Below are 16,753 nucleotides of genomic sequence, written 5' to 3'. Positions count from 1 at the left end.
CTTAATCTACTGGATAAACTTTAACATTATCAACATATGCATCTTGAGTAGTCTCTCCCCAAATAAATATTGAAACTAAACCAGAATCACTTGCAGTAAACTGCTGTCTCACTAATGTAAAATTTCCTTTTCCTAAAAGATTAGTTCCTTCATTTCTTACTATATATTCACCAGCATCAGAACTAACTAAAGCATCTGCACCATCACTAAAATGACCATTTAATATTTCACCAACTATTTTAGCTCCACCATTTGTATCATTATCATTTTTAATAGCATATTCATATTCTAAAACATATTCTCTACCAGGAGAGACAGTTAAAGCTTGGTATGCAATCCTAGTGCTAGAACTTCTATAAATTCCAGAAGACGTGCCATTAGTCCATTTAGCCCCTGGTGTTTTTCCACCATTGTCTGAACCATCATAATTTATGTTAGACCCATCGCTACTAGAATTAAAAGGACTTGTTGTTCCTCCAGTGAAAGTAGAAAATTTCCAATCATCCTGTCCGCTGCTAAAATCACCATTTAAAATAGTAGGAGATATAGCTGCTGGTATTGGTGGTTCCTCTACTACAACTTCCTTTGAGAATGTACTAGTTACCCCAAGTTTATCAGTAGCAGTTAACGTTACTGTAAAAGTTCCTTCACCCGGAAACGTATTTACTCCATCTACACCAGTAGAAGAATTTCCATCTCCATAATCCCAAGCATAATCTGTAGCACTTGAAGATGTATTACCAAACGTCCAAGTTAAAAAATCATCTGTTTCTGCTGCTGAAAAACTAGCAGCTGGTGGCGTTAAATCTTCTTTAGAATTTGCTTCGGGCAAATCATATGATAAAGAATCTAAAGAAGGATCACAAGACGATAAAGATAATACAGCTGTTAATGCTATAACACCTAAAATCGAAGACGATACACGGTTTTTAAATTTTATTATTTTTTTCATGTTTACTTTTTAAAATTAAAAATGATACTTTAATTAATAACCAGAATTCTGGCTCATTTGACCATTACTTAGGTTAATTTCTCTTTGAGGGATAGGTAATAATAAATCAGAAGATGAATATCCTAAACCATTTACAGCAGAAAATGCTGAAAGTACAGACTCTGCTCTTCCAAATCTAACTAAATCAAATAATCTGTGATTTTCGAAAGCTAATTCTACACGTCTTTCTAATAACAATGCATCTTTAGTAACAATTGTAACCGTTGATGTTAAACCAGCTCTATCTCTTACTTTTTGGAATGAAGAAAGCGCTTGCGCATCTACAGTTTCATTTCCTCCTGCTAATATAGCTTCAACATGCATTAATAAAACATCAGCATAACGTAATACAATCCAATCATTACCTGCTAATGTAGCATCATTAATAAATGTTTTACCATCATCACCTCCACTTTCACCATTAGGTAAATATTTTGTTACCTGATTTTGTGTTGTTTGACTTGCATCGTTTCTATATGAATATTGTGTTCTATCTCCTCCAAACTCATCTAAAGCAGCTATTACATCATTTGTTACATAATTAACCCCGCTAGTTCTACCTACACCGTTCATCCACTCAGCTGAAAAGTTTTGACTATCTGAAGATAATGCAGACTCATAACCGATAGCAAAAATAATTTCTTTATTTCTTTCTTGATAGAATACGTCATTAAAGTTATCCATTAATCCAAACCCGCTACCTATAACAGCTTCGCAAAGTGATTGAGCTTCTGAATAGTTTCCTAAGGTTAAATGCACCTTAGCTAATAATGCTTGCGCAGCAGCTTTTGATGCTCTTGTTTTATAAGTGTTATCTAAACCGCCTATTGCAGTAGTTAAATCACTTACTATTAAATCATAAACAGAAGATGTAGCAACTCTTGTATATTGAACTTCTGTATCTAAAGGTGAAATTACTTTATCAATTAAAGGCACGTCTCCATACAATCTAACTAAATTAAAATAAGCCAATGCTCTGTTAAATTTAGCTTCTGCTTCAAAAGCTACAGCTTTGTCAGCATTACTTACAACACCCAAGTTATCTAAAACTATATTTGCTCTAAAAATTGTATTGTACATACTCGCATAATAGTTACCAACAATACCATTAGTGGCTTCTACATTATAGAACTCAAATTGTGCTGCTTCACCTTCCTGAGATTTAGTTCTTGTATTATCACTACGCATTTCTGTAAGGTAAAATTCATACTGAATACTGTGATTATCACTTAAACTAGTACTGTTTACACCTTGCCAAGCATCATAAATTGCAATAATACCAGTTTCTACTTCATCCGCATTATTAAAATACGAGTCGGCAGTTATACCAGAATCTGGAGTTGGCTCTAAGAAATCACTGCTACAAGAAGTGATTACGCTTACTATTATAAGTAAAGCTATATATTTTATATGTTTCATAATATCTTTATAATTTTTCATTAAACTTTATCTTAAAAATCAAGATTTAACCCAATAGATATAGTACTATATATAGGGGATCCTGCTCTTTGATACCCATACGTTGTAGGACCAGTTCTATCTACAGATTCAGGATTAAAACCAGTATAATCATCAGCCGTCTTGTACATTAAGTTTTGCCCTGCTGCATAAACTCTTAACTTAGAAATGTTCAATTTAGACAATACATCTTCAGAGAAATTATAACCAATGTTAATGTTACGCAATGCAATGTAGGAAGCATCTTGAATAATATCATCTGTAAAGATTTTTTGTTTAATAAAATCTTGATCTGGAGTTGTTGCTGGATTAAAATCCTGACCACTATTAAATTGGTTAAAGATATACTGATCTCCCATATTTCTAATTTCAGCACCATGACTTCCTTGAAACATAAAACTAAAATCTACATCTCCAACATTAAATTCATTTGTAAAACTCCATACTAAATCTGGATATGGATCTCCTAAGGCCGCTTTATCCTCATCATCAATTAATCCATCTCCATTTAAATCTTTAACATACACATCTTGTGCTTCACCTCCTATTGGATGATATGCATTATTTAAATATTCTAATGGAATATCTCTATCTACAACCCAACCATAATAAGTTGAAATTGGCATACCTTCTAAATTAATCCATTCTGCTGCTCTTTTAGCATCAATATTTTGAATTTGTCCGTTAGAATCTGCGAAATCTACCAATGTATTTTTGTTTGTAGTTGCTATTACAGAAGATTTCCAACTAAATTCTTCAGATGAAATGTTTCTTGTTCTTAATTCAAACTCAAAACCTTCGTTTTTAACTTCACCCAAGTTAACCAAAGCATTAGAAAAACCAGTTGTATAAGATACTGGGTTATTTAATAATAATTGATCACTTGTTCTTTGGTACCAATCTATAGAACCTGAAATTACGTTATTGTAAAAACCAAAATCTATACCAGGGTTAATTTCAACTAAACGCTCCCATTTTAATTCTGGATTCGCAATATTTAGAGGAGAAAAACCAGATTGAAGAGCTCCACTTACACTTGCAGTAGTAGCCGACAATAAAGCCAATGAAGGGTAGAAATCCACTAATTTATCACCAGTACTTAAACTACTTGTACTACTGCTTGAATCCGGATTTACACTACCTGTATTTAAACGGTCATTACCTGTAACACCGTAACTAATTCTAACCTTTAAATTATTAACAACGTCGCTATCTTCTAAAAAGCTTTCGTTTGACATATTCCAACCTATTGATGCTGCTGGGAAATTACCATATTTATATTCAGATCCGAAAATTGAACTTCCATCACGTCTTAAACTTATAGATGCTAAGTATTTATTATCGAATGCATAATTAAATCTAGACACATATGATATACCATTCTTTTCCCATTCAAAAGCATCTGCACCAGAAATTGTAGCTGCATTTGTAATTTGCTTAACACCATCATTTGTATACCCAGTACCTGAAATAGATGAAAAGAACTCATCTGTAGATTCAAAAACCATACCTAAGGTTGCACTAATATCGTGTTTATCAAAACTTTTATTATACATTAAGAAGTTATCTGAAATTAAATAAATACTTCTTTGCGTAATTTCATTCATCGATGCAGCAGACGCTCCATTTCTGTTTGATAAAACACCTTGCCATCTTGATCTTTTAGTATCTTGATAAGATCCAGAAACCATACTTTTAAAAGTTAAATCATCTGTAATTTTATATTGACCATAAAAACTACTGAATAATTTAAATTTCTTATCATAACGTTCACGTTCTAATACTTTAGCCGCCGGATTGGTGTTTGATGTATTACTAATGTCAACTAAAGTGCTTCCATCACCATATAAATCATAATTATCAAAATGACGTTGCGTAGCATAATCTCCAACTTGAACATCTGGATAAATATTTCTATCTACATATTGAATAGTATTTTCATCATGATATACAGGCAACCAATTTGTTTGTCTATTTATATCATGGGTAGACCCATCAAAACGTCTTCTTTCCGTATATGAAGGACTAAAACTAGCACCAATAGAAAACTTATCATTTAATTTAGAATCTATTTTAAGTCTCATTCCATACTTCGTAAAATTATCAGTTAATAAAACACCTTCATCATCTGAAAAGTTTACACTTGTTGCAAACTTAGTTTTATCGTTTCCACCTCTTAAAGATAAAGAATGACTTGTAATCATACCTCCATCAAAAATTACATCTTGCCAAGAACGATCAATACCTATTAATTGTTTGTATTTAGTTCTATCTGAAAGCACTCCATTTGCTGCTAATTCCGCTGCTGCAGTTTCAGCAATTGAAAAAGTATAAGCATCACTATGTCTAGCTTCTTTAAAACCTACATAGGTACTGTAATTTATTCTTGTTTTACCATCAAGACCAGGCTTCATAGATATCATTATAATACCATTGGCACCTTTAGAACCGTATATAGACGATGAAGCAGCATCTTTTAATATTTCAAAAGATTGCACATCATTCATGTTTAAAGACCCTAAAAAATCTGAATCTACAATAACTCCATCAACAACAATTAAAGGTGTTGAGTCACCTGCCATAGAACCTACACCCCTGATACTAATAGTAGGTGCTGCACCTGCTTCTCCGTCAGTTGCCTGAATATTAACCCCGGAAACTTGCCCAACTAAGGCATCATCTACCCTAGATACAGCAACCTGATCCAAATCATCGTTTACAACTTTTGAAATTGACCCTGTTAAATGTGATTTTTTTGATGTACCATAACCAATTACAACAACTTCATCAAGTGCACTCGTGTCTTCAACTAATGCAATAGTTAATGCTTGATTGTTAATAATTGGGACAGATTTTGTTTTAAACCCTAAAAAAGATACTGTTAAAATATCTCCTTGTGTAACTTCTAAAGCAAAATTACCATCAAAATCTGTTGAGGCACCTTTTGTAGTACCTTTAATAATAATACTTACACCTGGTATTGGCGAATTATCAGTCGCAGATACTACTGTACCTGTAATTGAAAAGCTATCCTGAGCCATTAAAGTAATGTTGACTGTCAACATTAGCATTAGCATTAGCTTGATTTTTAAATTCATAATTAAATTTTTATGTTTAAGTTTAATTTTGATTAATACGATTAAATATTAATTTTTTACGAATAGATTATAAATCTTTTAATCGTCCATTTTATAAAAACCAGTCAATTCTATATTTTGAATTGTTTTTTGTATTTTTGTTAGATCGTGTTTTTATAAAAGTAATAACATGTAATTTTAATTTTACTTCCCTCCTAAAAGAAGTAATTTTTTACTAGAAAGGATAGGCGTGCACCTGTCCTTTTTTCCATTTAGAGATCTTCACGTTTCATTTTTTAATTGAGTTTTAATTATTAATACTATATTTAATTTGGTTTTCCAAAGTGGTTAACCAGTTTGGAAAACCAAATATATATTAAAAATTTGTTAAAAAAAAATTAAAATAAAGTTTTTTTAAACAATTAGCGAAAAAGAACAAAACAACTCTAATTTATTGATAATGTGAACAAAAAATATTATTTTAAGAACTAATTACTCTAAACTAATACTATTTTTTAGGTTCTATAAAGTCTTCTCTTATTGGACTAAAATATTTTTTTTATGACTGTTTATCTCCAAAATAAGATGGCCCCTCACCACTTAAGAAATCCTCTCTTACAGGACTAAATGTGTCAATTAGAATCCCTTCTTCCAAACAAATTGCACTATGCCATAAATTAGGCTCAATATAAACTCCATCTCCTGCTTCTACAATTTTTTTAACTCCATCAATTTCAAATTCAAATTTACCGGAAACACAATAAGTAGCTTGCGTGTGAAAATGTTGATGTGGGGCACCTAATGCTCCATTTTCAAATTTCACTTTTACCATCATGATTTGGTTATCGTAACCTAAAAACTTTCTTGATACTCCGCCACCAAGTGCTTCCCATTCCATTTCTTTTGTGATTATGTACTTTTCACTAAATCGTTTCATAATTTGTATATATTTAATTAATGTTTGTGTAATAATAAGGTCCAACCCATTGGTAAGCCTTTTTGTTTATATTTAATTTGTGTGATTGCTGTTTTGAAGCATTTGTATTTACTGTTATAAACAGCTTCATAGTACCATTTATATTCGTAATTTCTATTGCTGTATATGCATCAGAATCCAGAACGACTTTTAATTCTTTTATACTACTGTTTGAGTTTACAGCAGATTCTGTAACTGGACTGTAACCTCCATGCGCTTCAATTATAGAAATAAAAAGTGTGTTTTTAGTATTTTTTCGTCTTAACATGAAAGCTGCTTCACGTCTTAAATTGAATTCTGGATCGTTTGCCCCAATTCTGGTAAATAATAACTCATCATTACTATTAGTTAAAGATGTTAAAGTGTAAAATTTACCTTCATTTAACCATGATAGCTTACTGTTTTCATTGAAAGCTTTTGCTGTTGCTTCTACATATAAATGTTGATACCCATTTTTACTTCCTAAAGTATTTAATGTTTTAGGTGTTTTATATTCAAAGTTTGTTTGTAATACTTGCCCTAAGAAGTAATAAGGAAAATCATATTTATTTGCTTTATTAGAAGTCACTTTCATAAGATCTAACATATATGGTTTTTCAAAATCTTCGTCTTTTATAATTGCCATGGTACGAAGCATTTCTGTTCCAGGATATGCATTACTTTCTTTTGCACTTACAACTTGTACGTTTTCATTTTCAGAAGAAAAATAGTTTAGTACCGAATGATGCTGACTTCCTATTTCATACTTCCCATTAAAATGTGAGGTTTCATTTTGTGTTAATGTGTTATGTGCGATGGTCTGTTTTGCCCAAGTCTTGTTTTCTTTTAGGTAATTTCCACCACCTTTTTGCTCTATATTTACAAATCGTGCTAAACCATAATCTTGAAGAATTTCTTCGCCTTTTTCATATAAAGAATAAGACAATTTATCGTAATGACCATGACTAGAACCTTGTGCAGCATATTTAAAAACTAATTCAATATCTTCATTTCTTAATATGGCAACACCTCCTTGTTTGCCATTTGGTCCATCAGAAAGGTTAATAGATTTTTTATTGAAAGGTGCTGCTTTACCATTTTTTATACCAAGTGCTACTGCAAGACCAGAATCGTCTAATAAAACGCGATCTTGAAGTGATGCTATTGATAACAAACCTGGATCTTGCGTACCAAAATGATACGAAATATCTACCGCAGTAACTAAAGCACTTGTGTAGTAAGACATTCCTTTTTGACCATCATTCAACGGAAAAAATTCGCCATCTGCATCAGATAAATTTAACAAGGCATTAATAGATTTTAACAATACACCTTCTTTGTATTCAAATATTTTCAATTCTGGTTTTACGTTATGTAGTCCTTCTGCAAAAATTAAAAAAGGATACATAGCATAACGCTGATAATATGGTCCTTCATTATAATAACCATCTGGTGAAAAAGGTTCTTCTATATTTGCTAAAAAACCAGCTTTCCCATCTTTATTTAAAAACCCTCCATCATCATCTTTAGCCTTTTTATCTAAATCCACACCTTTAATACCATACAAAGCACGATCAATTAATTCTTGGTCATTCATTACCAAACCAATCATACCTACAGCTGCATTTCCCCAAGTACTATGATTGTGGACTCTTTGATAAAATTGTGGACTGTCTATTGAAATATGATCTGCAAATGGTCTAAATAAATTTGTTTCTAGCTTATTTCGTTCTTCTTCAGATAAATAATTATAAACACAATCATAAGCCTGACTTACATAAACTAACCAATTAGAATCATTTAGACATTGCCAAAACAACTTACCTCTAGCATAAGATCTTGTTTTTGGGTGCAATGGTAATGTTTTGTACATTTCCTCATATTGCATTAGCATTTCTTTTACATACTTTGCATATTTTTTATCATCCAAAATCTGATATAAAACACCTGCTTTTTGCAGTACTACCATGTTACGTTTATGGCGTACATGTGTGAATCCACCAGAATAATCTAATGGTATTGGCGTTTCAATCCCTAATGAAATTTCAGCGTCTATTTCTGCCTTTACCTTTTCTAAAGTTTTATCGAAAATTGGAATATCACCCAATTGTACTCTAATATCTTTTACACCTTGAGCAGTTAAAATTAAACTTGGATGGTTACTTTCTTCTGAAGCTATTTTTTTAGAATCATTAGCAATATCTTGTTTACATGAAACAAAAGTTATCGCAACAAATAGTACTATTAATTTTATTGAATTTATCATTGTTTTTATTTATAAATCACACCTAAATCTAATTCATCAGTTCCTTTACCTGCCAGTTTAGATTGTTTTTTCAACTTATAATTTTCTTTCTCAAATTCAGGATTAAAATTCCAAAGATTTTTAATCGTATACTTTTCATCTCCAGAGATTTTAATTGCATCTGATTTATAGATGTTATTATTAAAAATATTTACTATTGGATCACCAACAACTAAATGCATTTCCATTGGTTTACAGTTAGTAAATATGTTATTTGTTATATCATTTACCTGCACTCCATATAAAGACGTTGCTGCGTTATATTTATTCTTTTTACCATGACCAACATTATCAAAAACGTTATGATCTACTTCTAGAAATGGTCCGAAGGTACTTTCATCTTTTCCTCCTCTATATAATCTCAAAGCTGCACCTTGCAAATCAGAAATTGTATTGTTTTTCAACAAGAAGTATTCTACATTATAAGCTCCAATATCATCTGTTTCTGTATCTAATGCCGCAATATGACCTGTAATATTTTTAAATGTTGAATTTTGAATGCTTATGGTATCAGCAAATGTTCCTTTAGAAACTCGTAGCACATCAAAAGAATGATTTATTACCATATCTTTAAACTCACAATTTTCAATAAACAATTTATAATTTTCAGTCATTGAATTTTTACTTGTACTAATCACTGAATTACCTGCATAATCAGGAGATTTTGCACCATCAAATGAAATATTCTCTAAAGATAAGCTTCCGCCATTTTGAATTTCGAAAGCCATCATTCTTTCAAACAAAATTGTTGCTTTTTCTTTTCCTGAAGTTTTAAATGTAAGTGGATGATTAATTTGAACCGCTTTGGTTAACAAATATGTTCCGCCTTCTTCCAACTCTATAATATCTCCAGCTTCAGATTTTTTTACGATTTCAAATAAGGTGTTAATGCCTACTTTTACTTTAATTGTTTGACCAGAATTTAACGCTACGCTTTTATCCGTTTTTGAATACCAATCTATTCCAGTATTTTCTTTAGTTGCAACATTTGGACTAATTGTAACCTTAGTTTTTATTTGATTTGAAGTAGGTATTAAGAAACCTTGTTCGTTTTTCACTAATTTAATATCTACATTTTCAAAACCTTCTTTAATACTAGTTTCTGAGTTTTTACCTAAAATGTTATCTTTAAATGTAACTCCACTAATATCATCATAAACAGTAAAGATATCTTTCTTGTTTTCATTATAAAAAATGTTTCCTGAAATTTCAGAAGTTCTTGGTGCCTGACTTCTTTCTGAATCACTTCCTGCACATAACTGAATATGGTCGCAATTAACAAACGTATTATTATTTACCTTAGAATTTATAACAGGTACGTATCGATTTGGTGGTGAATTTGGCACACCATTCATCATAACAAATGCTCCTCTAAAACGATAACCCGTTAAACCAACATGGTAGTTATTAATAACAGTTTGTGTTTCGTTAATTACACGAACACCACCTGTACTTGGTTTGTTATTTCCTATAAATACATTTCCATCAACTAATGTTTCATTTCCATGACGCATAGTTAAAGTTCCTGTGCATTCAAAAAATGTATTATACTTAAATGTGTTTTGGCACGCTTTATTTGAAATAATTTCGTGCTCTCCATTACATCTATCAAAATAATTAGATTCCACCAAGGTATTAGAATTTTCCAATGCATGATGGCTCGTTCCGATTCTTAAAGTTTCACCTCCATTATTTCCAAAGGTTGGACGTGGTCCAAAATAGTTATGATCTATTTTATGATTGTTCTCTCTACTCTCTTCAGTATCTAAACCAACAATCATAGTAACACCTAAATTCTTTTTTCCAGAAATATGATTATGGTCTATTCGATTATTCTTTCCGTAAATAGTAATCCAATAATCTTGAACTTGACGTTCAGGATTATTAAAATTGTCAATAACACACTCTGTTAATCGGGAATTATTTGCCATTTCCTCCCTGTTTTTTCTAAAAGAAATAACTGCATTTGTTGGTGTATATCCGTTTTTAAAAACTAGCCCTTCAACAATTAAATGTTCACCTGCAATTTGAAGATTAGATGCACCCTCTAGGGTTACTTCACCTTTTTCTTCAACCGTAAGCTTAATAGGTTCTTCTTCTGTTCCTTTTCCTTCAAAAACCAATTCGGTATCTTTCCAAACGCCGTTAGAAAGTTTAATTACGGTACCTGGCACCGCACTTTTAACAGCATTGTTAAATTCATCTATAGTTTTTACCAAAACTCCTGTTTCCTTATTAGAATTGCAAGAAATTAGTATTAAAAATAAAAATGCAAAAAAGGTGAATTTTGATTTTATAAAGCTCATTTTCTATTATTTAAACTGGTTTACCACTTTGGTTTACCAAATATATAATTAATAAATAAGCTAAAAAAATTTTACATCAATTTTAACATCTAGCTATGTAAATTTATCTTATTTCAAAGCGATAAAAAAATTAAACATATTCTGAAATTGCTAAAAGACCATTATAAGAAATGACAAGAGAGAAAAAAAGTGCTGTAAATAAACCAATATGTACCCAAATACTCGTCTTATACCCTTTCATCACTTTTTTATTATTAACAATTAATATAATTCCGAAAATTACTAAAGGAAGTACAAAAACATTAAACACTTGAGATAAAATTTGCATTTCAATTGGGTTTGAACCAAAAATTGGAACAATTAAAGCTACTAAACAAGCAATAAAAGTTACAATTTTAAATTGCCTGGAAGTAGTGTCCAATTCTCCTGATTGGTAATCTGCAATCAACAATGGAGCAATTAATAAACAAGGAAAAATTGAAGACAATCCCGCGCTCAATGTTCCGAAAAAGAAAATTGCAACTGCAAAACTTCCAGCAACAGGCTCTAGCGTATTTGCCATATCCAACACTTGCGTAACAGGTTTTCCTTGGTGATATAAAGCTCCACTTGCAACTGCCATCACCGAAGCACTAATTATAAATACTAAAATAGCAGCTATTATTGAATCTTTTTTTTGCTCACCTAAATTTTTCATAGTCCACCCTTTTCCTTTTACAAACAGTGGTCTGGACAAAAAAGTTGCTGCTGCCATGGTGGTACCAACAAATGCAGCAACCATCATTTTACCTCCTTTAACATCTGGAATGGAAGGAATTAAACCTTTTACAACTTCAATAGGAAGCGGACTCACAAAAAATAATGAAATTATAAAAGACAATCCCATAAAGGTTACGAATATTACTAAGATTTTCTCAAAAAAAGTATATTTTCCAACTAACATTAACGAATAAAATATAGCAATAACTACAACTGCAATTGATAAAACAGTTTCATATTTATAAGGTCTTAGTCCTTCAAAATTCATAGCAAAGATTTCAAAAAGCATATTTGCTGAAATCCCAAGTATTCCCATTAATGAATTCCATTGACCAAATGTGATACCTATTATAATTAAAATAGCCAAATATTTACCTCCTTTAATATGCTTTTTAAAACCATACAAAGCAGTTTCACCAGAAATTAAAGCATAGTTTCCATAGGCAAACATTAAAATACCAGAAAAAATACAACTTAATAATAATACCCATAATAATTCCATTCCAAATGTACTTCCTGCAACTATCATTGAAGTTACACTACCTGTTCCAATGGTATAACCAATTGCAAAAATACCCGGTCCAAAACTTAAAACTATTGCTATTATTTTTTTAAATAAAGAATTTCTACTTGCTGCTTCATGCATGTTATTTGGTTGTTATTATATTTTGACTTTAATTAACTTATTTCCAGTTGGTGTGATAAAATTCACCTGAAGGATCGTCAATTCTCTGGTAAGTATGTGCTCCAAAATAATCCCGTTGTGCCTGAATTATATTTGCTGGGGAATTTGCTATTGTATGCCCATTAAAAAAGTTTACAGATTCGCTTAAACACGGAATTGCCATCTCATTTAATACACATTGAGAAACTACCTTATTTGTTGAAGGTTTCAATTTTTTTATTTTTTGAACAAATTTTTCATATCCCAGAAGATTACTTGTCTCTTTTAAAACCGCAACCAATTCAACCATTAAATTAGATTTAATAATGCAACCGTTTGTCCAAATTCTGGCGATTTCACTTAAATTTAATTCCCATTCATATTTTATTGATGCTTCAGAAATTAAGTTTATTCCTTGAAAATGATTTATAATTCGGGCAAATTGATAAGCCTTTAAAATATCCTCTGTTGTTAAATTTAGTGATGAAGTATTTCCATCATCATATATTCTATTCAATTTAACTCTATCTTCTTTATAAAATGAAGAATAACGCGCAAATAAAGCAGCTGGAATTAGGGTGCTAGGAATACCTAATTCTGCCGTTGCAATGGTGGTCCAATTTCCTGTACCTTTATTACCTGCCTTATCCATTATTTTTTCAACCAACCAATCAGAGCCTTCTTTTTTTCTTAAAATTTTAACTGTAATTTCGAGTAAATAACTATCAGCAGCACTTTTCCAAGATTCTAAAATATCGGCAATTTCATCATAATTATTTCCTGATAATTTTAAAATATTTACAACTTCAGCCAGTAATTGCATTTCAACATATTCAATACCATTATGAACCATTTTTACAAAATGACCACTTCCTTCTTTACCAACATAAGTACAGCAAGGTAAATTATTAGCATCTTTAGCCGCAATAGCATTTAAAAACGGTGCAACTGTTTTATAAACTTCTTTATCCCCACTTGGCATAATACTTGGTCCTTTCAATGCTCCTTCCTCACCGCCTGAAACTCCTGTTCCTATTAAATGGATATTTTTTGAAAGTAAATAATCAAGGCGTATTTTTGTTTCATTGTAATTTGAATTTCCTCCATCAATTAAAATATCTCCATCTGATAAATAGGGAATTAAGCTTTCAATAACAATATCTGTAGTTTTACCAGCATTCACCATTAACATTATTTTACGTGGTTGTTGCAAAGAGTTTACAAATTGCTCCACATTATCAAATGCCTTTGTAGTTGCTAATTCTTCAAATTCATTTTTAAAGTTAATAGCTACATCTTCTTCAATCCCATCCACATGTCTATTAAAAATTGATAGTTTTATGTTTTTACTTGCTAAATTTCGGCTTAAACTTTTACCCATTACACCCAAACCAAATAAACCAAATTCCGATTTAGGGTTTAATTCTTTTTTAATTACTTCCACTATTTCTAAAGGTGTTAAACTAATATTTACGTTAATTGCATTTACTGGATTTTCAAGAATATCCTTCTGAGACTTCAGCAAACCTGTTGGCATAAAATGATTTGATCGCTGTTTCATTCTCTCAGAAATCAATTCATAAGAACCCACAAGATGAATCCATTTAGTGTTATTTTCAACACCATTACTTAAAATTTCTCTGTATTTATTTTTTAGAGCAGAACATACTATTACACAACTATTTTCTTTTAATTGATCTTTAGCCAATTTATTTAAAGTTGCCAACCATCCAAATCGATCCTCATCGTTTAATGGTTCTCCTTTAGACATTTTCAGGATATTTTCTTTTGGATGAAAATCATCTCCATCAAAAAAAGGAATACCAAGTTCTTTTGATAATAAATTACCAATAGTACTTTTACCAACTCCTGAAACTCCCATCACAAAAAACACGTTGTTTTCACTTAAAATCATATAATATTTTATTATCAGAACCCTTCCTTTTAAGGAAAAGCTATTTAAATTTTGTTATTCTAAAACACACTCCAAAATTTTCCCAGGAGTTAATTTTATATTACTGGTTGTATTTTCACCATCCATAATAACCTCAATTACTCCGTTAATTTTCAAGTTAGTTTCCTTATCTCCAATATTTTGAATGGTTATTTTATTTTCAATAATTGAAATATATAAATCAGCTATATTAAAAGTTTCAATACTAAAACCTCCTATATTTAGTTTGTTTATTGAATATACTAACAATTGATTTTCTTTTGAAAGTGAAACCACATTTTCACCTTCAAGATTCCAATTAGAATCATTTAATTTCCATCCTTTTAAATCTGGAACTTCTTCTAATTCATTAATTCTATTGTCGTAACCTGAATAAGGGTATAGCACTGTTATAAAACTAAACTCATTCACCTTATTTTTAGACACCACCGACCAATGTTTTCCACGAGTTCCAGAATTAGTTACCTCATCAATTTTATTCAATTGAAAAATATCAAATCCCGTTGCATCATCAAAAGTTGCTCGTAATAAATTTGGTTGATTTTCAAGTGTATAATGTCCTTGCCAAACTTGCTTGTAATTATGCTCTTTTTCAGAAGAAAAGTTATCCTTTACAATCCAAAAGTCATTTTTAATATTAATAACCTGACGCGAATATGCTACTCCAACATTTTCAAAACCATCATGCGAACCCACAAATAAATCTAAGTTTTTATCTGTATTCCAAGTTATTACTTTAGGATTTGGCAAAGTTTGAAACTTTCCAAAACCACTTCCTCCTTGATTAGAAGTGTATCGTTTTCCCTGCAACTCATTATCCACCAACGCAACATTTTTTACCATAGAGTTTTTAAACAATTCTAAATCTGATAAGGAATATCTAACTTGGTAATTGGGTAAAACTACTTTTCCATTTGCCATTGCTTGTATACCTAACATATCTCCATGTTGGTGATCTGGTTTATCAGCATCCAATCCAGCAGAAATAATCATCATATTTTCTGCATCAGGAGCGTCATTTCTCGAAATATAATAACCAGTAGTTGGAAAAGAAACAGATTTAAAACTTGGCTTTTCTTTATTGATTGAATTTAATAATTGTAATTGATTTTCATTCAAATACCAATACATTTTCGCTTGTACTTTGTTATTCGCAAAATATCCCATTTCTGGGTCCTCAAACAACAAATATCCTAATGTTAAAGCACCAGAAATGTCATTCTTCTCGGCCCAGGGATTATCAGTATCGTCTTGTAAAACAGGTGCAGATTTATCTGGAAATGAAATTTTGGTAAGTGTTGTAAAAAGTGATTTAAGTTTTTCTTCCCAAAAAGTATTTACTGCTATTCCACTAGTTTTTGCTAATTGATAAACAAAATAATAATTTTCAATATCACTTATATGATAGTGAACAGAACGTTCAAATTGAAAACCATCATCGTTAATTTCTTTTGATAAATGTTCTTCTAATAATTTCATTGAATGGGTATACCAAACATCAGTTCCTTTAAAATCACGTAATACTATGGAAATCATTGCTAAAGCAGACAAACCTCTTGTTTGGTGATTTCCTGCATGAAACTCAGGGTTACGTTCATACAAATATGCAGCATGTTGCAATAATGTAGCTATAGTTGTTAATTGATCTTCATCGGAATACGTTTCTTCTCCTAAAAACATATTATGAATTTGAAGCCAATTTAATACACGATAACCAGAACGAAACGCTTCATAAACACCATTTCCATCTTCAATTTTCTCAAATTCATCAACACTTAAAGCAGCATTTAAAGATTTTAACTGATCTGTAAAATAATTTAAAAATTTTGAATCTTTATTTTGATAATTATAGTAAAAAGAAATATCTACCATTTTGTGTTGACGTGCAAGGTGCCTTAATGCATATGCATTTACGGGTTCTCCATTTAAATAATTAAAGGGTAAAATCCATTGAGTACTATCTGAAAATTTTGAAAGATGATCTAATGCTCTTTCAGTATGAGAACCTTCCTTTTCTTTATAAAGTTTCTTATAATCCTCAAATCTAGTATTAAAGGTTTTCCAATTATAAAAATAGCGTTCAGAAAATTTTTCGCGAAAATATTTTGCCAATTTCTCTTTTGAAATCTTGCCGTTTTCGCTTAAGTCCTTTTCAACATCTTCTTTTAAATATTTAGAAATTTGAGAAGTATTTAGTACCTTTCTAGATGGTATTTCCTGCGAAATTACAAATTGACATAAAAAGAAATAACTGCAAAAAATTAAAAACTTGAATTTCATTATT

The 16,753-nt window shown here is 30.8% G+C and carries 9 protein-coding genes; all 9 read right to left on the bottom strand.

The features are described from left to right. Position 1: 1 nt before the first annotated feature. On the bottom strand, positions 2-952 hold the full coding sequence (locus tag CHB63_RS01945; RefSeq protein WP_089376744.1) for a PKD domain-containing protein: 951 nt from the start codon (positions 950-952) through the stop codon (positions 2-4). 33 nt (positions 953-985) lie between these two features. Continuing rightward, the gene (locus CHB63_RS01940) at positions 986-2,410 is read right to left on the bottom strand and encodes a RagB/SusD family nutrient uptake outer membrane protein (protein ID WP_089377553.1); all 1,425 of its coding nucleotides are present in this window, start codon (positions 2,408-2,410) and stop codon (positions 986-988) included. A 32-nt stretch (positions 2,411-2,442) separates the two neighbouring features. Continuing rightward, positions 2,443-5,547: a SusC/RagA family TonB-linked outer membrane protein gene (locus CHB63_RS01935; RefSeq protein ID WP_089376743.1), complete on the bottom strand. Its 3,105-nt coding sequence runs from the start codon at positions 5,545-5,547 to the stop codon at positions 2,443-2,445. A gap of 538 nt (positions 5,548-6,085) precedes the next feature. After that, positions 6,086-6,463, bottom strand: a complete 378-nt coding sequence (locus CHB63_RS01930) for a cupin domain-containing protein (RefSeq protein WP_089377552.1) — start codon at positions 6,461-6,463, stop codon at positions 6,086-6,088. Positions 6,464-6,476: 13 nt separating this feature from the next. Then, positions 6,477-8,747: an alginate lyase family protein gene (locus CHB63_RS01925; RefSeq protein WP_089376742.1), complete on the bottom strand. Its 2,271-nt coding sequence runs from the start codon at positions 8,745-8,747 to the stop codon at positions 6,477-6,479. 5 nt (positions 8,748-8,752) lie between these two features. Further along, positions 8,753-11,092, bottom strand: coding sequence for a chondroitinase-B domain-containing protein (locus CHB63_RS01920; RefSeq protein ID WP_089376741.1), 2,340 nt, complete (start codon positions 11,090-11,092; stop codon positions 8,753-8,755). Positions 11,093-11,222: 130 nt separating this feature from the next. Continuing rightward, positions 11,223-12,497, bottom strand: a complete 1,275-nt coding sequence (locus CHB63_RS01915; RefSeq protein ID WP_089376740.1) for an Nramp family divalent metal transporter — start codon at positions 12,495-12,497, stop codon at positions 11,223-11,225. A gap of 37 nt (positions 12,498-12,534) precedes the next feature. Next, the gene (gndA, locus tag CHB63_RS01910; protein ID WP_245856734.1) at positions 12,535-14,430 is read right to left on the bottom strand and encodes an NADP-dependent phosphogluconate dehydrogenase; all 1,896 of its coding nucleotides are present in this window, start codon (positions 14,428-14,430) and stop codon (positions 12,535-12,537) included. A gap of 54 nt (positions 14,431-14,484) precedes the next feature. Next, positions 14,485-16,749: a heparinase II/III family protein gene (locus tag CHB63_RS01905; RefSeq protein ID WP_089376739.1), complete on the bottom strand. Its 2,265-nt coding sequence runs from the start codon at positions 16,747-16,749 to the stop codon at positions 14,485-14,487. Positions 16,750-16,753: the final 4 nt, after the last annotated feature.

Source organism: Lutibacter flavus, from assembly GCF_900188355.1.
In the GTDB taxonomy this organism is placed as follows: domain Bacteria; phylum Bacteroidota; class Bacteroidia; order Flavobacteriales; family Flavobacteriaceae; genus Lutibacter; species Lutibacter flavus.
Note: the sequence above shows the minus strand (reverse complement) of the source record. Positions and strands in the feature narration are given on the sequence as shown.